The sequence below is a fragment of the Arthrobacter sp. CG_A4 genome (assembly GCF_035985125.1).
Lineage (GTDB): Bacteria > Actinomycetota > Actinomycetes > Actinomycetales > Micrococcaceae > Arthrobacter.
This window is the reverse complement of the sequence record NZ_JAXCID010000026.1, coordinates 1-23,802: the sequence shown is the minus strand read 5'-3', so window position 1 is coordinate 23,802 and position 23,802 is coordinate 1. Positions and strand designations below refer to the sequence as shown.

Annotated in this window: 22 protein-coding genes; 6 read left to right on the top strand and 16 right to left on the bottom strand. The window is 67.2% G+C overall.

The window, feature by feature from the left end; genetic code table 11:
• Nucleotides 1-55 precede the first annotated feature (55 nt).
• The 7 genes from RCH07_RS12110 to RCH07_RS12080 form a co-directional block, all read right to left on the bottom strand.
• Nucleotides 56-889: an HpcH/HpaI aldolase/citrate lyase family protein gene (locus tag RCH07_RS12110; protein ID WP_326967723.1), complete on the bottom strand. Its 834-nt coding sequence runs from the start codon at nt 887-889 to the stop codon at nt 56-58.
• Nucleotides 890-893: 4 nt separating this feature from the next.
• Nucleotides 894-1,511: a MaoC family dehydratase gene (locus tag RCH07_RS12105; RefSeq protein ID WP_326967722.1), complete on the bottom strand. Its 618-nt coding sequence runs from the start codon at nt 1,509-1,511 to the stop codon at nt 894-896.
• Nucleotides 1,508-2,269, bottom strand: coding sequence for a CoA transferase subunit B (locus tag RCH07_RS12100; RefSeq protein WP_326967721.1), 762 nt, complete (start codon nt 2,267-2,269; stop codon nt 1,508-1,510). The genes RCH07_RS12105 and RCH07_RS12100 overlap by 4 nt, the downstream gene beginning before the upstream one ends.
• A 2-nt stretch (nt 2,270-2,271) precedes the next feature.
• The gene (locus tag RCH07_RS12095; protein ID WP_326967720.1) at nt 2,272-3,078 is read right to left on the bottom strand and encodes a CoA transferase subunit A; all 807 of its coding nucleotides are present in this window, start codon (nt 3,076-3,078) and stop codon (nt 2,272-2,274) included.
• A gap of 68 nt (nt 3,079-3,146) precedes the next feature.
• Nucleotides 3,147-4,310, bottom strand: a complete 1,164-nt coding sequence (locus RCH07_RS12090) for an acyl-CoA dehydrogenase family protein (protein WP_326967719.1) — start codon at nt 4,308-4,310, stop codon at nt 3,147-3,149.
• Between the two features lie 59 nt (nt 4,311-4,369).
• Nucleotides 4,370-6,631 carry an ATP-binding protein gene (locus RCH07_RS12085; protein ID WP_326967718.1) on the bottom strand — a complete coding sequence of 754 codons (2,262 nt, stop codon included), beginning with the start codon at nt 6,629-6,631 and terminating at the stop codon, nt 4,370-4,372.
• A 7-nt stretch (nt 6,632-6,638) separates the two neighbouring features.
• Nucleotides 6,639-8,246 (bottom strand): carboxyl transferase domain-containing protein, encoded by a 1,608-nt coding sequence (locus RCH07_RS12080; protein ID WP_326967717.1) that lies wholly within the window; start codon nt 8,244-8,246, stop codon nt 6,639-6,641.
• A 212-nt stretch (nt 8,247-8,458) separates the two neighbouring features.
• On the opposite strand from RCH07_RS12080, the gene RCH07_RS12075 reads away from it, so the two are divergent.
• Nucleotides 8,459-9,133: an SACE_7040 family transcriptional regulator gene (locus tag RCH07_RS12075; RefSeq protein WP_442784826.1), complete on the top strand. Its 675-nt coding sequence runs from the start codon at nt 8,459-8,461 to the stop codon at nt 9,131-9,133.
• Between the two features lie 887 nt (nt 9,134-10,020).
• Here the strand turns inward: RCH07_RS12075 and RCH07_RS12070 are convergent.
• From RCH07_RS12070 to pdhA, 3 genes are read right to left on the bottom strand one after another with little or no spacing between them, the layout of a single operon-like run.
• Nucleotides 10,021-11,424 (bottom strand): dihydrolipoamide acetyltransferase family protein, encoded by a 1,404-nt coding sequence (locus tag RCH07_RS12070; protein WP_326967715.1) that lies wholly within the window; start codon nt 11,422-11,424, stop codon nt 10,021-10,023.
• On the bottom strand, nt 11,421-12,431 hold the full coding sequence (locus RCH07_RS12065; RefSeq protein WP_326967714.1) for an alpha-ketoacid dehydrogenase subunit beta: 1,011 nt from the start codon (nt 12,429-12,431) through the stop codon (nt 11,421-11,423). Before RCH07_RS12065 ends, RCH07_RS12070 begins: the two co-directional genes overlap by 4 nt.
• Nucleotides 12,431-13,609, bottom strand: coding sequence for a pyruvate dehydrogenase (acetyl-transferring) E1 component subunit alpha (pdhA, locus tag RCH07_RS12060; protein ID WP_326967713.1), 1,179 nt, complete (start codon nt 13,607-13,609; stop codon nt 12,431-12,433). Before pdhA ends, RCH07_RS12065 begins: the two co-directional genes overlap by 1 nt.
• 195 nt (nt 13,610-13,804) lie before the next feature.
• Between pdhA and RCH07_RS12055 the strand changes: the two genes are divergently transcribed.
• Nucleotides 13,805-14,278, top strand: coding sequence for an Lrp/AsnC family transcriptional regulator (locus RCH07_RS12055; protein ID WP_326967712.1), 474 nt, complete (start codon nt 13,805-13,807; stop codon nt 14,276-14,278).
• Nucleotides 14,279-14,400: 122 nt separating this feature from the next.
• Here the strand turns inward: RCH07_RS12055 and RCH07_RS12050 are convergent, their stop codons facing one another.
• Nucleotides 14,401-16,017 (bottom strand): solute symporter family protein, encoded by a 1,617-nt coding sequence (locus RCH07_RS12050; RefSeq protein WP_326967711.1) that lies wholly within the window; start codon nt 16,015-16,017, stop codon nt 14,401-14,403.
• The gene (locus tag RCH07_RS12045; protein WP_326967710.1) at nt 16,014-16,394 is read right to left on the bottom strand and encodes a DUF485 domain-containing protein; all 381 of its coding nucleotides are present in this window, start codon (nt 16,392-16,394) and stop codon (nt 16,014-16,016) included. The genes RCH07_RS12050 and RCH07_RS12045 overlap by 4 nt, the downstream gene beginning before the upstream one ends.
• Nucleotides 16,395-16,613: 219 nt before the next feature.
• Here RCH07_RS12045 and RCH07_RS12040 point away from each other — a divergent pair, with 219 nt between their 5' ends.
• The 4 genes from RCH07_RS12040 to RCH07_RS12025 all read left to right on the top strand — a co-directional run bounded on the left by RCH07_RS12040 (nt 16,614) and on the right by RCH07_RS12025 (nt 20,487).
• Nucleotides 16,614-17,831 carry a sensor histidine kinase gene (locus RCH07_RS12040; RefSeq protein ID WP_326967709.1) on the top strand — a complete coding sequence of 406 codons (1,218 nt, stop codon included), beginning with the start codon at nt 16,614-16,616 and terminating at the stop codon, nt 17,829-17,831.
• An 88-nt stretch (nt 17,832-17,919) separates the two neighbouring features.
• Nucleotides 17,920-18,639, top strand: a complete 720-nt coding sequence (locus tag RCH07_RS12035; protein WP_326967708.1) for a LytR/AlgR family response regulator transcription factor — start codon at nt 17,920-17,922, stop codon at nt 18,637-18,639.
• Nucleotides 18,636-19,013, top strand: a complete 378-nt coding sequence (locus RCH07_RS12030; RefSeq protein ID WP_326967707.1) for a hypothetical protein — start codon at nt 18,636-18,638, stop codon at nt 19,011-19,013. The genes RCH07_RS12035 and RCH07_RS12030 overlap by 4 nt, the downstream gene beginning before the upstream one ends.
• Nucleotides 19,014-19,020: 7 nt before the next feature.
• Nucleotides 19,021-20,487 carry a sodium/solute symporter gene (locus RCH07_RS12025; RefSeq protein WP_326967706.1) on the top strand — a complete coding sequence of 489 codons (1,467 nt, stop codon included), beginning with the start codon at nt 19,021-19,023 and terminating at the stop codon, nt 20,485-20,487.
• A 33-nt stretch (nt 20,488-20,520) separates the two neighbouring features.
• Here the strand turns inward: RCH07_RS12025 and RCH07_RS12020 are convergent, their stop codons facing one another.
• The 4 genes from RCH07_RS12020 to pyrH form a co-directional block, all read right to left on the bottom strand.
• A complete protein-coding gene (locus tag RCH07_RS12020) occupies nt 20,521-21,105 on the bottom strand; it encodes a DivIVA domain-containing protein (RefSeq protein WP_326967705.1) in 585 nt (194 codons plus the stop codon).
• A gap of 86 nt (nt 21,106-21,191) precedes the next feature.
• On the bottom strand, nt 21,192-22,112 hold the full coding sequence (locus RCH07_RS12015) for a phosphatidate cytidylyltransferase (RefSeq protein ID WP_326967704.1): 921 nt from the start codon (nt 22,110-22,112) through the stop codon (nt 21,192-21,194).
• The gene (frr, locus tag RCH07_RS12010; RefSeq protein WP_326967703.1) at nt 22,112-22,669 is read right to left on the bottom strand and encodes a ribosome recycling factor; all 558 of its coding nucleotides are present in this window, start codon (nt 22,667-22,669) and stop codon (nt 22,112-22,114) included. The genes RCH07_RS12015 and frr overlap by 1 nt, the downstream gene beginning before the upstream one ends.
• A gap of 133 nt (nt 22,670-22,802) precedes the next feature.
• A complete protein-coding gene (gene pyrH / locus RCH07_RS12005; RefSeq protein ID WP_326967702.1) occupies nt 22,803-23,540 on the bottom strand; it encodes a UMP kinase in 738 nt (245 codons plus the stop codon).
• Nucleotides 23,541-23,802: the final 262 nt, after the last annotated feature.

The window sequence follows — 23,802 nt, the reverse complement described above, 5'->3', positions numbered from 1 at the left end:
CCCCGAGGCACGGGTTGCGCGCCGCAGGCGTCAGCAGGGCGGCCCCTGCCTGGAACTAGTGCCCGGCTCGGCGGAGGGTGGCGTCGGCGTGCTTGAGGATGGGGCCGTCGATCATCTTGCCTTTGTACTGGAACACTCCGCTGCCTGCCGCGGCGGCAGCCTCGCGCAGTTCTGTGGCCGCCGTAACATCCGCTTCCGACGGCGCGTACGCTTCGCGGACCACGGGCACCTGGTTCGGGTGGATGCAGGCCTTGGAGCCGAAGCCCGAGGCGACGGCGTCGCGGGATTCCAAGGCCAGGCCCGCAAGGTCCGGGATGTTGACGTAGACGGAATCGATGGCGTCCTTGCCGAAGGCGGCGGCCGCCAGGAGTACGGCGGAGCGGGCGTGCAGCGCGACAGCACGGTAGGCGCCGTCGTCGAACCGGCTGGAGGTGCCGCCGAGGGAGGCGAGCAGATCCTCGGCGCCCCACATCAGGCCCACCACATTGGGCTCGGCCGCAATGGCGGCGGCGTTGACAACCCCCAGCGCGGTCTCACACAGCGCAATCACGCTGTAGCCCTCAAGTTCCTTGAGCTGGGCGGCGCTTTCGGCCTTGGCGAGCATGATGTGGCGGTACGGGGTGTGCTTGAGGCAGTGCATGTCCTTCTCAAATGCCTCGGTGCCGGCCGGATTGACCCGGATGATGGTGCGGCTCGGATCCAGTTCCGGGACGTCACCTTCAGCGCCGAGCTGGGCGAGGATGGCGCCGCGGGCACGCTGTTTGTCGGCCGGGGCGACGGCGTCCTCGAGGTCCACGATCACACCATCGGAGCGCTCGGACGCCTTCTGGTAGCGCTCGGGGCGGTCGGCCGGGCAGAACAGCAGGGCGGGGCCCATCAGGAAGCTCATGTGTCTAATCTCCTTGTTGCGCTTTTTGCGCGCGTTCATTCCGGGCTTCGCTGGCGGCGGCGCTAAACGCCTCACGGGTCCACATCAGGCAGCTGCGGGTGGCGAGGGCCACAACGTCGCCGTGCTGGTTCCGGCCGGTGTGCTTCATGGTCACGATGCCCTGTCCGGGCCGGGAGGAGGACAGCCGCTTCCCGGTCACCACGGTCTCTGTGTACAGCGTGTCGCCGTGGTACATCGGGTGCGGGAAGGACACATCCGTCATGCCCAGCTGGGCGATGATGGTGCCCTGGGTCAGCTGCGGGACGGACTGCCCCACCACGGTGGCCAGGGTGAACATCGAGTTCATCAGCCGCTGGCCGAAGGGCTGGTCAGCGCTCCAGGCGGCATCGAGGTGCAGCGCCTGGGTGTTCATGGTCATGGTGGTGAACAGGACGTTGTCCGTCTCCGTGACGGTCCGGCCGGGACGGTGCGCGTAGACCACATCCTCCTCGAGCTCGTCGAAGTAGAGGCCCCGCTGTTCAATCACGCGGGGTTCAATGACGCGGGGTTCAATGACGCGGGGTTCGCTCACGCGGGGTTCGCTCACGCGGGGTTCAATCACGCGCTGGGGGTCCGTTGTCATACCGTCAGTTCCTGGTCTTCCTCGAAAAGTTCGGCCCCGGTGGCCGCGGCCACGTCGTCGACCGACACGTTGGGGGCCAGTTCACGCAGTACCAGCCGGGATCTGCCGCCCTCGGTCACGACGTCGATCACGGCGAGGTCGGTGATGATCCGGTCCACGCAGGCTTTGCCGGTCAGCGGGAGCGTGCACTGTTCCACGATCTTGGGCCTGCCGTTCCGGTCCACGTGCTCCATCATCACGATCACCTTCTTGGCGCCGAAGACGAGGTCCATGGCTCCGCCCATCCCCTTGACCATCTTGCCCGGGATCATCCAGTTGGCCAGGTCCCCGTTCTGCGCCACCTCCATGGCGCCGAGTACGGCCACATCCACGTGCCCGCCCCGGATCATGCCGAACGAGGCGGCGGAGTCGAAGAACGCGGCGCCCTTGTTGACCGTGACAGTTTCCTTGCCCGCGTTGATCAGGTCCGGATCGACCTCGTCCTCACGCGGGTACGGACCGACGCCGAGGATACCGTTCTCGGAATGCAGCACCACCTCGATGCCGGCGGGAATGTAGTTGGGGATCAGTGTGGGCATCCCGATGCCGAGGTTAACGTACTGGCCGTTGTGCAGTTCCTGCGCCACCCGGGCGGCCAGTTCGTTGCGGGTCCAGCCCTTGACTTCGCTACCGGCGGGATGTTCGACGGCGGAGCGCCGGTATTCGTGGCGGACGGCTTCCGGACGGGCCGGTGCGCCCTGCGAACTGTTTGTTTCCACGGTTACGCTCCTGCCTGGTCGGTGCTGCGGGACGTGGTCCCGGACGTGGTCCCGGACGGCGACGCTGTGACCGTCCGTTTTTCGATGCGCTTCCCGGCCCCGGGCGCGAGCACAACCCGTTGGACGAAGATGCCCGGCACGTGGACGTGTTCCGGGTCCAGCTCCCCCGGTTCCACAAGTTCCTCAACTTCGGCGATGGTGATCTTCCCTGCCATGGCGCACAGCGGATTAAAGTTCATCGCGGTGGCGTGGAAGACGAGGTTGCCGTGCCGGTCGCCTTTCCAGGCGTGCACGAGGCCAAAGTCGGGCGTCAACGATTCTTCCAGAACGTAGTCGGCGCCGTTGAAACTCCGGACTTCCTTCGGGGCGGAGGCGATCACCACGTTGCCGTCGGCGTCGTACTTCTGCGGCAGTCCGCCGTCGGACACCTGGGTGCCGACGCCGGCCGGGGTGTAGAAGGCGGGGACGCCCGCCCCGCCGGCCCGCAGCTTCTCGGCCAGCGTGCCCTGCGGGGTGAGGACCACCTCAAGTTCGCCGGAGAGGTACTGCCGGGCGAACTCCTTGTTCTCTCCCACGTAGGAGCTGATGGTGCGGCGGATCCGGCCGTCCCGCAGCAGGATCCCCAGCCCCCAGTCGTCCACCCCGCAGTTGTTGCTGACGGTCTCCAGGTCCTTCGTGCCGTGCCCGTGCAGGGCATCGATCAGGGCAACCGGAATCCCGCAGAGCCCGAAGCCGCCGACGGCGAGCGAGGCGCCGTCGTGGATGTCCGCCACTGCCTCGGCAGCGCTGCCAACAACTTTGTCAATCATCGTCGATCCTTTCGGGGGGCCTCGACCAGCTCGGCCATCGGGTGGAAAGTTGCGCCCGGCGGGCCGGGTTAGAGCCCCAGTTCGCGGGCGATCAGCATCAGCTGGACCTCTGTGGTGCCCTCACCGACTTCAAGGATCTTGGAGTCGCGGTAGTGGCGGGCCACGGTGAATTCGTTGATGAAGCCATAGCCGCCGAACACCTGGGTGGCGTCCCGCGCGTTGTCCATGGCTGCCTCGCCTGCGACCATCTTAGCGATGGCCGCCTGCGTCTTGAATGGCTTGCCGGCGAGCATCCGGGCGGCGGCGTCGTAGTAAGCCAGGCGTGCGGTGTGGGCGCGGGCTTCCATCCGGGCGATCTTGAAGGCGATGGCCTGGTACTTTCCGATGTTCTGCCCGAATGCGCTGCGCTCCTTGGCGTATTTCACCGACTGGTCCACGCAGCCCTGCGCCGCACCGACGGCCAGGGCCGCGATCGCAATCCGGCCCTCATCCAGGATGGAGAGGAAGTTGGCGTAGCCGCGGCCCTGGGCGCCAAGCAGGTTCGCCTCGGGGACGTGGACGTTGTCGAGCGTCAGCGGGTGGGTGTCCGAGGCATTCCAGCCGACCTTGTTGTAGGCCTTCTCCGCTGTGAAGCCCGGGGTGTTGGTGGGCACCAGGATGGTGGAGATCGCCTTCTTGATGCTGCCGTCCGGGCGCTCCTCCTGGCCGGTCACGGCCGTGACGGTGACGAGCCTGGTGATATCCGTGCCGGAGTTGGTGATGAACTCCTTGTTGCCGTTGATGACCCACTCCCCGCCACCGAGCTTGGCGGTGGTCTTGGTGCCGCCGGCGTCGGAGCCGGCTTCCGGTTCGGTCAGGCCGAAGCCGGCGAGCGCCTTGCCGGAGGCCAGCAGCGGCAGCCACTCCTCTTTCTGGGCGGCGTTGCCGAAGCGGTGGATCGGCATCGCGCCGAGGGAAACGCCGGCTTCCAGGGTGATCGCCACGGACTGATCCACGCGGCCCAGCTGTTCGAGGGCGAGGGCGAGGGCGAAGTAGTCGCCGCCCATGCCGCCGAATTCTTCCGGGAACGGCAGGCCAAACAGGCCCATGTCGGCCATCTGGGAGACGACTTCGTAGGGGAAGCTGTGTTCCTCGTCGTGCTTGGCGGAGACCGGGGCCACCACCTGGTCGGCGAATTCGCGGACGGTGTCGCTGAGGTCCTGGTAGTCCTCGCTGAGTTCAAAATCTGGCATGGGGTGACTCCTCTGTCGGGTCTGAGTGTTCGGGTGTCTGCGCAATGGTGCTGAAGCTGTTAGGTGTTACTCCGCGCCCAGGGCGCTTCCTCAATCGCGTCCTCGGCTGCATCCTCCGCCGCATCAACCGCCTGAGGTGCGGCGGCCGGGACGGCGGGGTGGATGGTGGCGAGCACCTGGTCCGGCTTGACGAGGTCGCCGGAGCTGATGCTGATATGCACCGTCCCGGCCAGCGGCGCCACGAGCTGGTGTTCCATTTTCATGGCCTCCACGGAAAGCAGCACCTGGCCGGCCGTCACCGTGTCGCCGTTGCTGACGGAGACGGAGACCACTGTGCCGGGCATCGGCGAGCGCACCGCCGGGTCAGCGGCGCCCTCCTCGCGTTCGATCGCGGCGAGCACCCTGTCCAGCCGGCTCTCGCGAGTGAGCACCTCAAGCCGGCAGGACCAGCCCTCGCTGCCGAGGAAGAGCTCCGTGGGGGCTCCCGGCACCGGGTTGCTCCAGCTCGGAGTGACGGGGCCGGTGTAGACGGGCGCGAGTGAGTACGTCCGGGTTTCGCCGTCCAGCGTCAAAACCGCGCCACTTCGCCTGAGGAACTGCAGGCTGGCCGGCCGTTGCGGGCCGTCTCCTACCGAGACGAGGACCGGACCGCCAGCGGCACGGCCTGTCACACCCACAGTTCCGATGCCGCCATCGGATGTTCCCAGGCTGACCCGCCAGGGAGCACGCGCGCCGAGACGCCAGCCGTCGCCGCGCTGCCAGGGACCCGCTGCCGGGACCGGATTGTTCTGCTCCGTCATGGCCAGCGCATATAACGCGGAAGCCACCAGCTCGAAGTCGCCCACGCGCCGGAAGCTGAAGTCAGGCATTTTGCGCTCGATCAGTCCGGTGTCGAGCCGGCCGGCGCGGACGTCGGCGTCGTTGATCAGCAGGCGGAGATATTCGACGTTGGTGTCCACACCGAGGGCGGTGTACCCGGCGAGCGCCTCGTCCAGGGTGTCCAGGGCGGCGGTGCGGTGTTTCCCCCACGCGATGACCTTGGAGATCATCGGATCATAGCTGGCGGAGAGCTCGAGACCCTCGATCAGGGCCGAGTCCACCCGGATGCGGCCGCGGGCCGTTTCGGCTTCGTTGCGGGGAGGTGCGCTGGGGCGCTGTGCGGGGCCGGGGATCTCGTCCAGCAGCAGCACGGTTCCGGTGGAGGGCATGAAGTTGCGTTCCGGGATTTCCGCGTAGACGCGCGCTTCCACCGCGTGGCCGGTGAGCACGACGTCGTCCTGCCGGACGGTGAGTTTCTCACCGGCGGCGATCCGCACCTGCCATTCGACGAGGTCGACGCCGGTGACCATCTCGGTGACCGGGTGCTCCACCTGCAGGCGGGTGTTCATCTCCATAAAGAAGAATTCGTCCGGGGCGTTGTCGGAGACCAGGAATTCCACGGTGCCGGCGCCGGAATAGTGGACGCTGCGCGCGGCGTTGCAGGCGGCCTCGCCGAGGCGGGCGCGGATTTCGGCGCCGTCGGGCAAGGATTCCAGCAGCGGCGACGGCGCTTCCTCGATGACCTTCTGGTGGCGGCGCTGCAGCGAGCACTCGCGCTCCCCCAGATGGATAACGTTGCCGTGGTTGTCCGCCAGGACCTGGACCTCAATGTGGCGCGGGGTCAGGACGAGGCGTTCCAGGAACAGCGTGTCGTCACCGAAGGCGCTGGCCGCGACCCGGCGGGCGGTGGCCAGGGTGGCTTCGAGGTCCTCGGGCCGTTCCACAATGTGCATGCCCTTGCCGCCGCCGCCGGCGGAGGGCTTGATCAGCAGCGGGAAGCCGACGCCGGTGGAGGCCTCGATGAGCCGGGCGTCCGTCATCCCGGGTTCGGCGATGCCCGGGACCACCGGCACGCCGTAGCCCGTGACGTGGTTTTTGGAGCGGATCTTGTCGCCCATGACGTTCAGGGCCTCGACTCCGGGGCCGATGAAGGTGATGCCGGCCTTCTCGAGCGCACGGGCAAAGTCGACGTTCTCGCTCAGGAAGCCGTAGCCGGGGTGCACGGCCTCGGCGCCGGTGTCGCGGCAGGCCTGGATGATGGCCCCGATCTTCAGGTAGCTCTCGGCGGCGGCCGCGGGTCCGATCCGCACGGCGACGTCTGCCTCGCGGACGTGCCGGGCTCCGGCGTCGGCGTCCGAATAGACGGCTGCCGAACGGATGCCCAGGGCGCGCAGGGTGCGGATCACCCGGCACGCGATCTCGCCGCGGTTGGCCACGAGCACGGTACCGAACAGCGGCTTGGTGGGTGTTGCGGAGGTAGCAGTCGGCGAAGAAATGGTCATTGCTGGCTCACATCCGGAATAGGCCGAAGGAGGTCTCCGGCAGCGGGGTGCGGGAGACGACGTCGAGCGCCAGTCCCAGGACGGTGCGGGTGTCCGCGGGGTCGATTACGCCGTCGTCCCAGAGGCGGGCGGTGGAGTAGTAGGGGCTGCCCTGGTCCTCGTACTGGGCCTTAATCGGGGCCTTGAACGCTTCCTCGTCCGCGGCGGACCATTCCTCGCCCCGGGCCTCATACTGGTCACGCTTCACGGTGGCCAGCACGCCGGAGGCCTGGTTGCCGCCCATGACCGAGATCCGGGACGCCGGCCACATCCAGAGGAAGCGCGGCGAGTAGGCCCGCCCGCACATCGAGTAGTTGCCCGCGCCGAAGGATCCGCCGATCACGATGGTCAGCTTGGGCACCCGTGCGGTGGCGACGGCGGTCACCATCTTGGCGCCGTTCTTGGCGATGCCGCCCTGCTCGTAGTCCTTGCCGACCATAAAGCCGGACAGGTTCTGCAGGAAGATCAGCGGGATGCCGCGCTGGTCACACAGTTCGATGAAGTGCGCGCCCTTGAGCGAGGATTCGCTGAACAGCACCCCGTTGTTGGCCACGATCCCGACGGGGTGGCCGTGCAGCTTCGCGAAGCCGGTCACCAGGGTGGTGCCGTAGTTCTTCTTGAACTCGTGGAAGCCGCTGCCGTCCACCAGCCGGGCGATGACCTCGCGCACGTCGTACTGCGCGTTGACGTCGGTGGGGACGGCGCCGTAGAGCTCGTCCGGATCCGCGAGAGGTTCGACGGCGGTGTCCACGTCCCAGGCCGGGGCAGCCGGCCGGGGCAGGGTGGCGACGATGTCGCGGACGATCTGGAGGGCATGCTCATCGTTTTCGGCCAGGTGGTCGGTCACTCCGGAGATCTTCGAGTGCACATCGCCGCCGCCAAGCTCCTCGGCCGTGACGATCTCACCGATCGCGGCCTTCACCAGCGGGGGCCCGCCCAGGAAGATGGTGCCCTGGTTGCGGACAATCACGGTCTCGTCGCTCATCGCGGGGACGTAGGCGCCGCCGGCGGTGCAGGATCCCATCACGGAGGCGATCTGCGGGATCCTGGCCGCGGACATCTTGGCCTGGTTGAAGAAGATCCGGCCGAAGTGCTCCTTGTCCGGGAAGACCTCGTCCTGCTTCGGCAGGAAGGCGCCGCCGGAGTCCACAAGATAGATGCACGGCAGCCGGTTCTCGAGGGCGATTTCCTGCGCCCGGAGATGCTTCTTCACCGTCATCGGGTAGTAGGTGCCGCCCTTGACCGTGGCGTCATTGGAAATGACCAGGACCTGGCGGCCGTGCACCAGGCCGATCCCGGCAATAACCCCGGCGCCGGGCGAATCGTCGTTGTACATGCCATTGGCCGCCAGCGGTGCGATCTCCAGGAACGGGCTGCCCTCGTCCAGGAGCTGGTTGATGCGCTCGCGGGGCAGGAGCTTGCCGCGGGCCACGTGGCGCTCCCGGGACTTTTCGGGCCCGCCCAATGCCGTAGTGGCCAGGCGTTCCTTCAGCTCGCGGGCCAGTCCCAGCTGGGCCTCGCGGTTCGCGGCGAAGGCGGCGCCCGAGGCGTCCACCTGGCTGGCGATTGTCTGCATTGACTGCTTCCGTTCTCGGCCTTGGTGCTGGGGCCCGGCTTCGTGGCCGATCCGGCCACTTCGGTTAGTACCGCATAACTGAGTTTTAGGTTAGTCTCTATTAACTGTGATGTCCAACACAGGGCCATGCGAGCAGCTGGCTTTTTGAGATGAGGGATGTGCCGGTGACCGAGCCCAGCCAGATGAGCCAGACCGGACCGCGGCCTCCGGCCATGCCGGTTCCAGCGCTGCCGGTTCCAGCGCTACCGGTAGCGCTACCGGTTCCAACTACCCAGCCTCCAACCACCCAGCGGAGCCAGGCCAAGGAGAACCGGCGGCAGGCCTTGCTGACAGCGGCCGCCGCGCTGTTCGCCGTCGACGGCTTCAACCGTGTGTCGCTTGAGGACCTGGGCGCCGCGGCAGGCGTCAGCGGACCCGCCGTCTACCGGCACTTTACCGGCAAGCAGGCCGTCCTCGGGGCGCTGCTGCTGAGCGTCAGCCAGGAGCTGCTCGACGGCGGCCACCGGGTTGTTGCGGAGTCCGACGGCGCCGCGCCGGCCCTGCGCCGGCTGGTGGAGTTCCACGTGGACTTTGCCCTCAGCAATCCCGACGTCATCCGGGTCCAGGACCAGGACTTCAGCAACCTTGCCGACGACGATCAGGCCGAGGTCCGCACGCTGCAGCGCAACTATGTGGAGCTCTGGGTCGATGTCCTGGCCGGACTGCACGCCGGTACCGAGGCCGCCGAGCTGCGGATGCGCGCCCACGCCACGTTCGGCCTGATCAACTCCACCCCGCACTCGGTACGCAGCCACGGGCGCCGGATGGGCGTCCGGCGCGCCAGGCCATTGCTCGAAAGCATGGCGCTGGCCGCACTCCTGGCACCGGCCGCACCGCCAGCGCACTGACGATGGCGAGTTTCGGCAGGGATGCCACGAACCGGGGGCACGTTGCCGGAGCGCACCATCGATATGTTGGCCGGGTATGCCAGGTCCGGGGACAGCTGGCGGGCAACGTTTTGGGTGCGCCCACTTGGGCTCGCCCATTCGGTGCGCCCATTCGCCCAAGACGGCCGCTGTGGCACTTCCCATGGCGGCCATTCGGGTGCGCCCACTAGCGTGGTGGCCGCCGGGCTGACACCACGTCCCGAAGGATCTGCCGGACCGCAACCACGAAACCCCGCAGCGCCTGCCGGCACGCCGGTAATCTACCCGGGGCGGGGCCAGCACAAGTGGCTAACCCCGGGGCCAATTGACTCGCTATTCCCTCCCACCGGGACGCAGCCCGACGTTCCAGCCCAGTTACTCGGTTCCGGAACCCGTTTCCGCAAAAGGGATGCGCGGGGTTCCGCTGGATTCCGCGGGTGCCGGCCGGTGCGCGTGGAAGTGACTGGGCGGGAGCGTCGTGCCGGCGTCCGGGACCCCCATGGCGGCCATCTTCGGCGAACTGCTGGGGGCCTCAACTGAAGTGCCGACAGTCAACGACAGCAGGATCCGTGCACGACCGCACCGCTCAGCGCTGCGGCGGTATTTGCGTGGGCGCGTTGGGTGTGCACCGCAGCTGCCGCCCCCAATGACGACAGCTGAGCAGCTGCACAACGGAGCAGCTGCACAACTGGCCAGCCAGATCCCCAGACCGCCGCCGGGGCCGGCCACTTTGCGGGTCGGGCCTCCTGCCACACCCTCGTCCGAGTTCAACAGCGGCCGGAAAACAACCGCCGGCTGCTCCGTCAGTTCGGACGGAGCTGCCGGCAGCCTGCTGGTGTTCAGGACTGCCGTGGTGGCCGGACCGGCGGTTACACCATGGCCAGCGCCATACCCGGATCCGCCAGGATGGCGCCGAGGTCCTGCAGGAAGCGGGAGCCCTGTTCGCCGTCGACCAGCCGGTGGTCAAAGGAGAGGCTGAGCGTCATGACCTGGCGCAGCGCCACCTCGTCCCGGTACTCCCAGGGCATCTTCCGCACCGCGCCGAGAGCCAGGATGGCGGCCTCGCCCGGGTTGAGGATGGGGGTGCCGGAGTCGATGCCGAACACGCCGATGTTGGTGATGGAGATGGTGCCGCCGGAGAGGTTGGCAGGGCTGGTTTTGCCGGCCCGCGCCGTGTCCGTCAGTTCGGTGAGCGCCGTGGAGAGCTCCAGCAGGGACATCCGGTCCGCATCCTTGATGTTGGGGACGGTCAGGCCGCGCGGCGTGGCGGCCGCGATGCCCAGGTTCACGTAGTTGTACTGGACAATCTCCTGCTTCGCCTCATCCCAGCGGGTGTTGAGCGTGGGGTGGTTGCGCAGCGCGATCAGCACGGCCTTGGACACAATGGTCAGCGGAGTGAGCTTGTAGCCGGCGAACGCGCGGCTGGCCTTCAGCCGGGCCAGCAGTTCCATCGTGGGGGTGACGTCGATGGTCAGGAATTCGGTTACATGCGGTGCGGTAAAGGCACTGGACACCATGGCGGCCGCGGTGAACTTGCGCACGCCCTTGATCGGCGACCGGGTCTCGCGGGCACCCTGCGCCGGCGCCGGATCCTGAGTGGACACACCGGCCAGTTCCTGTGCCGCCGCAGGCAGGTCCCCGCCGCCGACGAAGGTCCTTACGTCGTCGCGGGTGATGAGCCCGTGCTCCCCCGTGCCGGTGACGGCTTCGAGGTCGACGCCGAGGTCCTTGGCCAGTTTTCGCACCGGCGGGGTGGACCGCGGGCGCTCGGCGGAACGGACCCCGCCGGGCTCGGCCGCCGGGATCCCGACCGGCGGGATCCCGGCCGGGTGTGCCTGAACCACCGGGGCCGCCTCAACGTGCTCCAGCACCGGGACAGGCGCGGCGGCCGAAGCCACCGGGGCCGCAAAGCTGCGGGCGCGGCGGGCCGGACGGCCGGAGCCTTCCAGGACGGCGCCGTACCCGACGAGGTTCGGCTCGCGCTTGGCGGCGGGTTCACCCGAACCGGAGCCGCCGTCGTCGCCCTCGACCTCGAAGGAAACAATGGGCTTGCCGACCTCCACCACGGTGCCGGGCTGTTCGTGCAGCGCGGTGATCACGCCCGCGAACGGCGAGGGAAGCTCGACGACGGCCTTAGCCGTTTCGACCTCCGCGATGATCTGGTTGAGCGCAACGGTATCCCCCACCGCGACCTTCCAGGCGACGATTTCCGATTCGGTGAGACCCTCACCGAGGTCCGGGAGCCTGAATTCCTTGATCATGGTGGCGGTCATCCTTCCAGTCCGCTCAGGGAGTTGGGACGGCCCAGGGCGCGGTCGACGCCATCCAGGATCCGGTCCAGGCCCGGCAGGTGGTGCAGTTCGAGCTTTGAATTGGGGTACGGGACGTCGAAGCCGGTGACCCGGACCGGGGCGGCTTCGAGGTGGTAGAAACAGCGTTCGGTGATGCTCGCGGCGATTTCGGCGCCGATGCCGCCTGACTGGGAGGCCTCATGCGTGATGACCAGCCGCCCGGTCTTCCGGACGGAGGCCTCCAGGGTGGCGAAGTCCACCGGGGCGAGCGAGCGCAGGTCGATGACCTCCACGGAGACGCCTTCGTCGGCGGCGGCGAGGGCGGCGTCCCTGGCGGTCTTCACCAGCGGGCCGTAGGCAACGAGGGTGACGTCCGTGCCTTCGGTGACCACGCGGGCCTTCTCCATGGACAGGGCGGCGCTGAGGTCGCGGATCTCGTCCACCTCGCCCTTGTCGTGGTAGCGGCGCTTCGGCTCGAAGTACAGCACGGGGTCATCGGAGGCGATGGCCTGCTGGATCATCGTGTAGGCATCCTGCGGGTTGGACACGGAGATCACGCGCAGGCCCGAGGTGTGGGTGAAGTAGGCCTCCGGGGACTCGGAGTGGTGTTCGGGTGAGCCGATGCCGCCGCCGAACGGTACGCGGATGGTGATGGGCATCTTGACGGCGCCCTGGGTGCGGTAGTGCATCTTGGCGACCTGGCTGACGATCTGGTCAAACGCCGGATAGATGAAGCCGTCGAACTGGATCTCCACCACCGGCCGGTAGCCGCGGTACGCCAGGCCGACGGCGGTGCCCATGATGCCGGATTCGGCGAGCGGGGTGTCCACGACGCGGTGCGTGCCGAAGTCCTTCTGCAGGCCGTCGGTCACCCGGAAGACGCCGCCGAGGGCGCCGATATCCTCTCCCATGAGGAGCACCTTGGGATCGTTCTCAAGGGACTTGCGCAGGCCCGAATTGATGGCTCGGGCAAAGGTCATCTGCGTCATCAGCGTGCACCTTCTTCAGAAGCGGCTTCTGCGGGATCACCGAAGGAAGCCAGGTAGCGGGAATAGTGGTCCTGCTGGCGGTCCAGCGAGGAATGGGGCGTGCTGTAGACGTTCTTGAAGATGTCCATCGGTGCCGGCTCGGGCATGTTGATAACGCCGGCGCGCATGTCCCTGGCGACGGCGTCCGCTTTGGCTGCGACGGCTGTCTCGAGTTCGTCGGTGAGCAGCCCCTTGCGTCCCAGCAGCGACTTCAGCCGGGAGATCGGGTCTTTGGCAGCCCAGTCCTCGAGCTCGTTGGCGTCGCGGTATTTGGTGGGATCATCCGCCGTCGTGTGCGGGCCCATCCGGTAGGTGACGGCCTCGATGAACGTGGGGCCGCCGCCGCGGCGTGCCCGGTCGATGGCGATGCGGGTTGCAGCCATCACGGCGAGGACGTCGTTGCCGTCCACCCGCATGCTGGGGATGCCGAAGCCGGCGGCGCGGTCCGCGATCTGGATGTGGGACTGCAGCCGGACGGGCTCGGAGATGGCCCAGTGGTTGTTCTGGCAGAAGAAGACCACCGGGGACTGGAAGCTGGCGGCGAACACCAGGGCCTCGTTGACGTCGCCCTCGCTCGTGGCGCCGTCGCCGAAGTAGGCCACTGCCACTGAATCGGCGCCGTCGTTCTGGATGCCCATGGCGTAGCCGGTGGCATGCAGTGTCTGCGCGCCGATAATAATCTGCTGTGTTGCCACATTCACCGTGTAGGGGTCCCAGCCGGCCAGGGCGTTGCCCCGCCAGGCTTTCACGATGTCCTCCGGGCTTACCCCGCGGCAGTAGGCGACGCCGTTGTCGCGGTAGCTGGGGAAGACGAAATCGTCGTCGCGGAGGGCCCGCGCCGAGCCGATCTGGGACGCTTCCTGGCCCAGCAGCGGGGGCCAGAGGGCAAGCTCACCCTGGCGCTGCAGTGCTGTGGCCTCGGTGTCGATCCGGCGGATGACCACCATGTCCTCGTAGAGCGCACTAAGCTGCTCGTCGCTGACATCCCGGACCCAGGGGTCGAACTCGGGGTGGCTGACACGCTCACCCCCTGGGGTGATGAGCTGAACGAGATCCCCGCCCGTCCGCCTGTTTGATTCTGCACTGTTCCCGGGGCCGCCGGCGGCAATGCCGCCCTTGCCCGCGTCGTCGGTAAACACAGTTGTCCGCACCTTCTGACGTCGTCTGACCGGAACTCGCAGGACTCGTGATCCCGCTGCGCGCCAGCCGCCCGGGCGCCGTTGCCCCGGATAGTTGTGACCCTACTCACAATGCCCATTGGGTACAACCACCCGTCGATAGGTTGAGCATTCTGCACTGTCCGGAGCCATTGGACCGTGCTAATCTTGCGCATTATGCAACCCCTGGATGGCACCGACACCCGCCTGCTTTCGGCCATGGCCGGTGACCCCCGCCGCACCGTTGTGGCGCTGGCCCAAAAGCTCGGTTTGTCCCGGAACACTGTCCAGGCCCGGATGGCCCAGCTGGAGAAGAAGCACGTGTTCCTTTCCTTTGAACGGCGCATCAATCCGGCCTCGCTGGGCTACCCGCTGATGGCGTTCATCTCCGTGCATGTCCAGCAGCAGAAGCTCGGCCAGCTGGCGGTGGAAATGGCGGGGATCCCGGAGATCCTCGAAGGCTACGGCCTCACGGGCTCGGCGGACCTCCTGCTCCGCGTAGTGGCGCTCGACGCCGAGGATCTCTTCCGGATCAACGGCAAGATCCTGTCCTGTAACGGCGTGGACCGGACGGACACCGCCCTGGCCATGGGTGAGCTCATCCCGTTCCGGATCCAGCCCCTGCTGGAGCGGGGCTCCGCGGAGGGCTGACCGCCGACTGCTGACCGCCGACCGCCTGACCGCCGGCGCCGCGGACACACAACAGGAGCCCCCGTGCAATACACGGGAGCTCCTGTTGTCCAGCTGGCCGACTGCGCCCAGCGCTTCGGTACTTAGTGGTCGGTGGCCTTCTCGGCGCCCACACCCGTGAGGGAGCGGACTTCCATTTCGGCCTGCTTGGTGGTGTCTTCCAGCCTCTTGTCCAGCACCGAACCGAGCCAGCCCAGGAGGAACGCGAGCGGGATGGAGACGATACCGGGGTTGCTGAGCGGGAAGATCGCGAAGTTGGCGCCCGGGATCATGGACGTCTTGGCACCCGAGACCACCGGGGACAGCGCAATCAGGATGATCGCGGAGCCGAGCCCGCCGTACATGCTCCAGATGGCGCCCTGGGTGGTGAACTTGCGCCAGAACAGCGAGTACAGGATGGTGGGCAGGTTGGCCGAGGCCGCAACCGCGAAGGCAAGCGCCACCAGGAACGCCACGTTCTGGCCGTTGGCGAAGATGCCGCCGACAATGGCGAGTAGGCCGATGACGACCACGGTGCGCCGCGCCACCTTGACCTCGGTGGCGGCGTCGGCCTTGCCCTTGGCAATAACGCTTGCATAGATGTCGTGGGCGAACGATGCCGCCGCGGTGATGGTAAGCCCGGCGACAACGGCCAGGATGGTCGCGAAGGCCACCGCCGAGATGAAGCCGAGCAGCAGCGGGCCACCGAGGTGGAACGCCAGCAGCGGTGCGGCGGAGTTGACGCCGCCCGGGGCACCCTTGATGGTGTCAGCGCCCACCAGGGCAGCCGCGCCGTAACCCAGGACCAGGGTGAACAGGTAGAACAGGCCGATCAGCCAAATGGACCAGACCACGGACTTGCGGGCTTCCTTGGCGGTCGGGACCGTGTAGAAGCGCATCAGAACGTGGGGCAGGGCCGCGGTGCCAAGCACGAGGGCCAGGCCCAGGGACATGAAGTCGATCTTGGAGGTTTCGGACTTGCCGTACTGCATGCCCGGGTTCAGGATATTCGGGTTGCCGGAGGTTTCCACCGCGCCGCCCAGCAGGGCGGAGAGGTTGAAGCCGTAGATGGCGAGGACCCAGAGGGTCATCACGGCAGCGCCGGCAATCAGGAGCACGGCCTTGATGATCTGGACCCAGGTGGTGCCCTTCATGCCGCCGATCAGTACATACATGATCATCAGGGCGCCGACGACGACGATGACCAGCGCCTGTCCGCCCCAGTCGCTGATGCCAAGGAGCAGGGAGATCAGGGTGCCGGCTCCGGCCATCTGGGCCAGGAGGTAGAAGAAGCAGACCACGAGGGTAGAGATGGCCGCCGCGATGCGCACGGGGCGCTGCTTGAGCCGGAAGGAGAGGACATCGGCCATGGTGAACTTGCCGGTGTTACGCAGCAGTTCGGCCACGAGCAGCAGGGCGACGAGCCAGGCGACGAGGAAGCCGATGGAGTACATAAAGCCGTCGTAGCCGTTGATGGCGATGGCGCCGGTGATCCCCAGGAAGGAAGCCGCCGAGAGGTAGTCGCCCGCGATGGCGGTGCCGTTCTGAGATCCGGTGAAGGACCGTCCGGCGGCGTAGTAGTCGGCGGCCGTCTTGTTGTTGCGGCTTGCCTTGATCACGATGATCATGGTGACTGCCACGAACAGAGCGAAGATGCCCATGTTCAGCAGCGTGGTTTCCTTGAGATCCTCAACGATTACTGCGGGGACCATAAACGTCATTTCTCTACCCCGCTGATCTGGTTGCCGTGCTGGTCGAAGTCGTGGCCTTCGATTTCGTGGCGGATTTCCGCTGCGATCGGGTCAAGCTTCCGGTTCGAGTAGCTGACGTACCAACCGGTGATGGCGAACGTGGTCACGAACTGAAGCAGGCCCATGATCAGGCCGACGTTGATGTTGCCCCAGACCTTGGTGGACATGAACTCCACCGCGTAATCGGCCAGCAGAACATAAGCGAAGTACCAGAGCAGGAATGCAATGGCCATCGGAAAGACAAAGCTGCGGTGACGTTTGCGCAGTTCCTGGAACCGCGGCGTCGACTGGACTTCCTTGAAGTCCACGGCCGCCGTGGCGTCCGTTTCTTGGGCTTCGTGACCCATCGTTCCTCCTCATTGAGACTTTTGCGTCCACACCGGCTGCCTTGGCCTGCTCCGAACAGCCCTCCGGCCCATGTGACTGCAATCACTGTCTCGCGTGATGCGCCTAACAATCCACAACCGCCGTACCCTGCGTCGCCCAGCGGTCAGGATGCTGCGCCCAGCGGCACCTGATGTGCGTCCCCGGCGGCTGATGCGGGGCGCCCGCGCTACGCTGGGCCCATGCCGGACTCTCCCCTGTTTACCGCCGCCGCAGCCGCCGTGATCGCGATGGCGATCGCCGTCGTCGTCGCTGTGGGGCTCAGGGTCCTGCGTTCCTTCCGGGAGCTGGGCACCGACGCGGAGCAGGCCACCTACAAGACCCTGCACGCGGCCTCCCGGGCCGGGCAGCACCTGCGGACCGGACTCAACCCGGCGGGCGCCGCCAAGGCCAGCCGGCAGCTGCGCAGCCTGCTGGCCAGCGACGCGCTGGCGATCACGGACACCGCGGGGGTGCTCGCGTGGGACGGGGCCGGCGAGGAGCTCAGGCCCGTGCTGATGGGGCTCGCCGCCGGGGTGCTCGACGGCGGCCACACCGCCGTTATCCCGGCGGGCGAGGTCCAGGAACTCGCCCAGGCCAGGGGCGTTGTTCCGGCCCGGCCGGTGGTGGAGCGTGCTGCGGTCATCGCCCCGATCAGGGCCGGCACCCGGGTGGTGGGCGTCGTGGCGGCTTTCGCACCGTCGGCCGGTGCAGGACTGGTCCGTGCCACCAGCGAGGTGGCCGACTGGGTGGCCGCGCAGGTGGAGCTGGCCGAGCTCGATGCCTCCCGTACCCTGCTGATGGAGGCCGAGGTGCGTGCGCTCCGGGCCCAGATCAGCCCGCACTTCATCTACAACTCGCTCAACGCAATCGCATCCTTTATCAACACCGATCCGGTGCGGGCGCGCGAACTCGTGGTGGAGTTCGCCGACTTCACCCGCTATTCCTTCCGCCGGCACGGTGACTTCACCACCCTGGCCGAAGAGCTTCGCTGCATCGACCGCTACCTGCTCCTGGAGCGCGCCCGGTTCGGCGACCGCGTGCAGGTCAGCCTGCGGATCGCGCCCGAGGTGCTCAGCACCGTGATCCCGTTCCTGAGCCTGCAGCCGCTCGTGGAGAACGCGGTCCGGCACGGCCTCGAGGCCAAGGAGGGTCCCGGCCACATCTCCATCACGGCCCACGACTCCGGCGCCTTCGCCGAGGTGACCATCGAGGACGACGGCGTCGGGATGGACCCCGAACAGCTGCGGTCCGTCCTCGCCGGGCACAGCGACGGCGACCACGTGGGACTGCGCAACGTCGACACCCGGCTGCGGCAGGTTTACGGCGAGGACAACGGGCTCGTCATCGAGACGGCACCCGGCGAAGGGACCCTGATCACCATGCGGGTACCCAAATCCCAACCCCGTCACGATGCGTGAGCCTGCGGACGACTGTTGCGGACGACTGTTGCGGACGACTGCTGCGGACGACTGCTGCGGCTGATGCTTGCGGCGCTACTCTAGAACCATGATTAACGTCCTCGTCGCCGACGACGAGCTGCCCGCCGTCGAGGAACTGGCTTTCCTGCTCGGCCGGGATGACCGGATCGGCACCATCTACCGGGCTTCCTCCGGAACCGAGGCCCTGCGCGCCCTGGAAGCGGAGGACGTCGACGCCGTCTTCCTCGACATTCACATGCCCGCCCTCTCCGGGCTGGACATTGCCCGGGTCATCTCCCGCAGCGCCCACCCGCCCGCCGTCGTGTTCGTCACCGCCGACGAGGACTGCGCCCTGGAGGCGTTTGAGCTGGCCGCAGTGGACTACCTGCTCAAACCCCTGCGCGCCGACCGGCTGTCGAAGTCGATCGGACGAATCTGCGATCTGCTCAAGGACGGCGCGAAGGCACCGGAAATGATCACGGTGGACCTCGGCGGGACCACCAAGATGATCCGACGCGATGACGTCACCTACGTCCAGGCCCAGGGTGACTACGCCAGGCTCCACACCGCGGACGCGAGCTACCTGATCCGGGTTCCGCTGGCCGATCTCGAACAGCAATGGGCCGACGCCGGATTCATCCGCACGCACCGCTCGTACCTGATTGCCCTGAACCACGTCAGCCACATGAAGCTTGCCTCGGCGAGCCCCAGCGTGACCGTGGCCGGGGCGGAACTGCCGATCAGCCGGCGGCATTTGCCGTCAGTGCGGGAGAAGCTTGAAGCCACCCGGATCCGGCCCCAGGCATGACCCGCGTCCGGGTCACGGCCCCCCGCGCCGCTGCGCAGAACGGCACGGCGCTGCCCGCGGCGCGCTCGGCCGCGGCACTACGTGAAGCCGCCGAGGAGTCCGACGCCGGTCAGGTGTTCGTCCGCTCGCTGATCCGCTCGCAGCTGCGGCTGGCGCTCGTGGTGGCCGGCGGCTTCCTGCTGATCCTGCTCGCCTTCCCGCTGATGCTCGGATTCGTCCCCGGGCTCGCGGAATCAACGATTGTGGGCCTGCCGTTCGACTGGGTCCTGCTCGGTGCCGGCAGCTATCCCGTCGTCGGGCTCAGCGCCTGGCTATACATCCGGACCGCGGCGCGGAACGAGGCCCGCTACCGGGACCTCGTCGGGGACAAGTGAGGCGCCGGTGAATCCGGTTGTCGGCATCGCGGCATTCGCCGCCGTCTCGCTGGCCACCGCCGCCATCGGCTTCTACGGGCTGCGGATCTCGCGCACCACCGGGGACTTCTATGTGGCCTCCCGCACGGTCCGGCCGTGGTGGAACGCCTCGGCGATCGGGGGCGAATACCTCTCCGCCGCCAGTTTCCTCGGTGTGGCCGGACTCATCCTGCTCTCCGGCACGGACGCCCTGTGGTTTCCCGTGGGCTACACGGCCGGGTACCTTATGCTGCTGTTGTTCGTGGCTGCCCCGCTGCGGCGCTCCGGCGCGTACACGATTCCGGATTTCACCGAGGCACGGCTTGACTCGCGGGCGGCACGCCGCGTCACGAGCATCGTGGTGGTAGTGGTCGGCTGGCTCTACATCGTCCCCCAGCTCCACGGCGCGGCGCTGGCCATCCGGATCACCACCGGCCTGCCTGCGTGGGTGGGGCAGGTAGCGGTGGTCGCCGTCGTCTGCATCACCGTCATTGCCGGCGGGATGCGCTCCATCACGTTCGTCCAGGCGTTCCAGTACTGGTTGAAACTGACGGCGCTGGCAGTGCCGATCCTGTTCATCCTGTTCGTTCTGGCCGGCACCGGGACCCCCGCCGTGGCCGAGGCCGCCGTGAACCCCACGGCCGCTCCCCCGGCCGGGCCGTACCAGAACATCTCCCTGCTGGTGGCGCTGCTGTTCGGCACGCTGGGGCTCCCGCATGTCCTGGTGCGCTTCTACACGAACCCGGACGGGCAGTCGGCCCGCCGGACCACGCTGATTGTCCTGGGGCTGCTCTCGGTCTTTTACCTGTTCCCGACCGCGTACGGCCTGATCGGGCGGATGTTCGCTCCGGGGCTGGCCCAGAGCGGGCAGGCCGATGCCCTCGTGCTGCTGCTGCCGGGCCGGATGGTGGGCGGCATGGCCGGTGACCTGCTCACCGCCCTGGTGGTGGCCGGGGCGTTCGCAGCGTTCCTGTCGACGACGTCCGGGCTGGTGGTCTCGCTCGCCGGGGTGATCAGCCAGGATGTGCTGGGCGGCAGTGTGAGCGGCTTCCGCTGGGCGGCGCTGATTTCGGCCGTTGTGCCGCTGGGGATCGCCGCCATGACGGATTCGCTGGCGCTGGCCGGCAGCGTGGGGATGGTGTTCGCGTTCACCGCGTCCACGATCTGCCCCGTGCTGCTGCTGGGCATCTGGTGGCGGGGGCTTACGGATACGGGGGCAATCGCCGGTATGGTGACCGGTGCCCTGCTGTGCGGCGGTGCCATGGTGGCCGGAGCGTTCGTGGGTGCCGCCGGGACGCCGTCGTGGCTCGCTCAGCCCGCCGCGTGGACGGTGCCTTCAGCGTTCGCCGTGATGGTCCTGGTGTCCCGGGCAACCAGGGACCGGGTGCCGCGGACCATCACGCGGCTGATGACCCGGCTGCACACCCCGGAACGGCCGCTCGCGACCGGGCGGTAGCCCGTCAGTCGATCGCGACCGGGCGGTGGCCGGTCAGTCGATCGCGGACATCAGTTCGACGACACGGTCCAGGAAGGCGTCCACCTGGCTTTCCTCGTATCCGTCCCGGCCCACTGCTGGCCGGAAAACGGCGCGCCGGACGTTGTCCACGCTCAGCGGCTTCTCCTCCTCGAGGTAGCCGATCAATTCATGGCACAGGTCGTCCACGTCGGTGGTGTTGTAGCTGCGGACCTTGGCCTTGGCGGGGCGCCGGAAGCGCTGGCCGTCCGGGCGGTGCAGGCGGCCGCGGAGCAGTCCGGCGAGCCTGCCGATCTCGCGCAGCCAGGCTTCCTCGCCGCTCTCGGCCACCAGATCATCGCGTTCCCGCCGGGCCAGGGCATCCTCAAGGCGGTCCAGCGCCGCGTCCACGCCGGCGGCGGCATAGCCGCCCTTGACGGGATCGAAGGAAACGGCCCGGACGTCGGCGCTTCTGACGGGGCGGCCCGCGGTCCCCGGGGTCTCGAAGGACACCCGTGCGCGTTGCAGGAACTGATCGACCTGTTTGGCGTTGTAGCCGTATTCGTTCCGCTGAACTCGGTCAAAGGACGCAGGAATCTGCCGTTGAATGTCCACTGTCACTATGTTTCCTTCAATGCCGTTCGGCTGGTTTGCTCGGCACCATTCTAGTGGCCGGACGTTGGTGCGATGTGGGAATGCGGAGGGGCCTACACGCCGGCCATGGCCGAGAAGAGGATGAACGCCACCGGGGAAGCGAAGACGATCGAATCCAGCCGATCCATAAAGCCGCCGTGGCCGGGCAGGATGCTGCTCATGTCCTTGATGCCCAGTTCACGCTTGACCATGGATTCGGAGAGATCCCCGGCGGTTGCCGCTGCGACCATGCCCACGGCCAGTACCACCCCAACCCACCAGGGCTTGTCCAGCAGGAAGATGGCGGCGAGCACACCAACGACGGTGGCGCCGGCGATGGAGCCGCCAAAGCCTTCCCAGGACTTCTTGGGACTGATCTTCGGGGCCATCGGGTGCTTGCCGAGCGAGGCGCCCACCAGATAGCCGAAGGTGTCATTTGACACCACGAGCAGCAGAAGGGTGGCGATGTGCCATGCGCCGGGCGGGGCAATGCCGTCGGGCCAGAGGCCTACCGGCGCCGCCCCTACCGGGGTGTGCAGCGGCAGCACCGCAAAGCTGATCAGGAACGGCACCCAGGCCAGGGTAAAGACCCCGGCGAAAATGCTGCGGGCGGAGCCGGCCGCGCCTTCAAGGGACCGCCACAGCAGCACCGCCACGCTGCTGAGCAGCATGGCGAACAGCAGGCTTTCCGCACCGCCGAAGTAGGCGGCGGCCGGCATCGCTAGGGCGCCGGTCATTACCGGAACCACCGGCAGCCGGGTTCCCGAGGCTTCCAGGGCCCGGAAGATTTCCCAGACTCCGAAGACCGCGAAAACGGTGACGAGCAGGACGAAGACCAGCGGGAAGAAAAGCAGTCCGCCCAGGACGGAGATGAGCATTACAAGGCCCACCGCGGTGGCGGCAGGAAGGTTCCTGCCGGCTTTAGGTGTCGGATTCTTCCGTTCTTTCCCCCGCCCCCGGATGCGTAGTCCGGCGGCCCGCTGTTCTTCCCCCATCAGACCTCGAGCAGCTCGGCTTCCTTGCGCTTGAGCAGCTCATCAATGCCGTCTACATGGGCCTTGGTCATGGCGTCGAGTTCCTTTTCGCCGCGGCTGCCCTCGTCCTCGCCGGCGTCGCCGTCCTTGACCAGCTTGTCCAGCGTCTCCTTGGCCTTGCGGCGGATGTTGCGGATGGAGACCTTGGCGTCCTCGCCCTTGGATTTCACGATCTTGACGTATTCCTTGCGGCGTTCCTGCGTGAGATCCGGAATGGTGATCCGGATGACGTTGCCGTCGTTGGAGGGGTTGGCGCCCACCTCGGAGTCGCTCAGGGCACGTTCGATGTCGCGCAGGGCGGTCTTATCGAAGGGCGTGATCAGGATGGTGCGGGCGTCCGGGATGGCGAAGGACGCCAGCTGCTGCAACGGCGTGGGTGAGCCGTAGTAGTCCACCAGGACTTTGTTGTACAGGCCCGGGTTCGCGCGGCCGGTACGGATCGAGGCGAATTCTTCCTTGGCTACCTCAACCGCCTTGTCCATCTTGTCCCCGGCTTCGAGCAAGGTTTCTTCGATCACGATCTCTCCTCAGAAATTTGGTGCATCCGCCGCTGGCGGGGCGCTGCACGGTCTTGATTCCGGTGGTGTCTTCCACCTGGCTACCCCCGCTACTAGGGGGTGCGGAATTGTCCTGAAAACATCCTAGCCGTTGCTAGGGCGTCACTACGGTGCCCAGCTCCTCGCCGCGGATGGCGCGGGTGACGTTTCCTTCGCCTTCCATCCCGAACACCACCATGGTCAGGTTGTTGTCTTTGCACATGGTCATGGCGGTCTGGTCCATCACCCGGATATCGCGGCGCAGGGCCTCGTCGTAACTGAGGCGGTGGAGCTTTTCCGCGCTGGGGTCCTTCTTCGGGTCGGCGGTATAGATGCCGTCGACGCCGCTCTTGGCCATGAGGACGACGTCGGCGTGGACCTCCAGGGCCCGCTGCGCGGCCACGGTGTCCGTGGAGAAATAGGGCAGTCCGGCACCGGCGCCGAAGATGACAACGCGCCCCTTTTCCATGTGCCGGATCGCGCGGCGCGGAATATATGCCTCGGCGACCTGGCCCATGGTGATGGCGCTCTGCACCCGGGTTTCCACGCCTGCCTGTTCCAGGAAGTCCTGGAGCGCGAGGCAGTTCATGACGGTACCGAGCATCCCCATGTAATCAGCGCGGGAGCGGTCCATGCCGCTCTGCGACAGTTCGGCGCCGCGGAAGAAATTCCCGCCGCCGACGACGATTGCGACCTCCACGTCGGGGACTGCGGCTGCGATCTGCTTGGCTACGCCGCGGACGGTATCCGGGTCAACGCCCAGCTTCCCGCCGCCGAAAACCTCGCCGGAGAGCTTCAACAAAACTCGGCGCCGGCCCTTCTTTGGCTGGGCTGAAGTGGTGACGGTTTCCATGGTGCCTTCCCGTTGGTGAACTCTGAGCTAGGGTATCGTGCCGGGGGCCAAAGGCATCATTCTGCCCGGTTTTGCTGGGGCGCCCCCGATGCATGCAAAAGGGGCGGCCACCGCAGTGGCCACCCCCTCAGCGAGTATGACTATTGTCTGACTGGTGTCTGACTAGGCTGAAGTTACGTTGGTCCTTTCCTCGTTTTCCTTCTGGAATCCGGGGGAAGGACCACTTTTGTATCAACATTTGTAGCCACTAAATTCTTTGGAA

Excerpts from the sequence above, each read along its gene's own strand:
- RCH07_RS12110 (WP_326967723.1), bottom strand. The coding sequence starts at position 889 with ATGAGCTTCCTGATGGGCCCCGCCCTGCTGTTCTGCCCGGCCGACCGC.
- RCH07_RS12105 (WP_326967722.1), bottom strand. The coding sequence starts at position 1,511 with ATGACAACGGACCCCCAGCGCGTGATTGAACCCCGCGTGAGCGAACCC.
- RCH07_RS12095 (WP_326967720.1), bottom strand. The coding sequence starts at position 3,078 with ATGATTGACAAAGTTGTTGGCAGCGCTGCCGAGGCAGTGGCGGACATC.
- RCH07_RS12090 (WP_326967719.1), bottom strand. The coding sequence starts at position 4,310 with ATGCCAGATTTTGAACTCAGCGAGGACTACCAGGACCTCAGCGACACC.
- RCH07_RS12085 (WP_326967718.1), bottom strand. The coding sequence starts at position 6,631 with ATGACCATTTCTTCGCCGACTGCTACCTCCGCAACACCCACCAAGCCG.
- RCH07_RS12080 (WP_326967717.1), bottom strand. The coding sequence starts at position 8,246 with ATGCAGACAATCGCCAGCCAGGTGGACGCCTCGGGCGCCGCCTTCGCC.
- RCH07_RS12075 (WP_442784826.1), top strand. The coding sequence starts at position 8,459 with ATGCCGGTTCCAGCGCTGCCGGTTCCAGCGCTACCGGTAGCGCTACCG.
- RCH07_RS12070 (WP_326967715.1), bottom strand. The coding sequence starts at position 11,424 with ATGACCGCCACCATGATCAAGGAATTCAGGCTCCCGGACCTCGGTGAG.
- RCH07_RS12065 (WP_326967714.1), bottom strand. The coding sequence starts at position 12,431 with ATGACGCAGATGACCTTTGCCCGAGCCATCAATTCGGGCCTGCGCAAG.
- RCH07_RS12055 (WP_326967712.1), top strand. The coding sequence starts at position 13,805 with ATGCAACCCCTGGATGGCACCGACACCCGCCTGCTTTCGGCCATGGCC.
- RCH07_RS12050 (WP_326967711.1), bottom strand. The coding sequence starts at position 16,017 with ATGACGTTTATGGTCCCCGCAGTAATCGTTGAGGATCTCAAGGAAACC.
- RCH07_RS12045 (WP_326967710.1), bottom strand. The coding sequence starts at position 16,394 with ATGGGTCACGAAGCCCAAGAAACGGACGCCACGGCGGCCGTGGACTTC.
- RCH07_RS12040 (WP_326967709.1), top strand. The coding sequence starts at position 16,614 with ATGCCGGACTCTCCCCTGTTTACCGCCGCCGCAGCCGCCGTGATCGCG.
- RCH07_RS12035 (WP_326967708.1), top strand. The coding sequence starts at position 17,920 with ATGATTAACGTCCTCGTCGCCGACGACGAGCTGCCCGCCGTCGAGGAA.
- RCH07_RS12030 (WP_326967707.1), top strand. The coding sequence starts at position 18,636 with ATGACCCGCGTCCGGGTCACGGCCCCCCGCGCCGCTGCGCAGAACGGC.
- RCH07_RS12015 (WP_326967704.1), bottom strand. The coding sequence starts at position 22,112 with ATGGGGGAAGAACAGCGGGCCGCCGGACTACGCATCCGGGGGCGGGGG.
- pyrH (WP_326967702.1), bottom strand. The coding sequence starts at position 23,540 with ATGGAAACCGTCACCACTTCAGCCCAGCCAAAGAAGGGCCGGCGCCGA.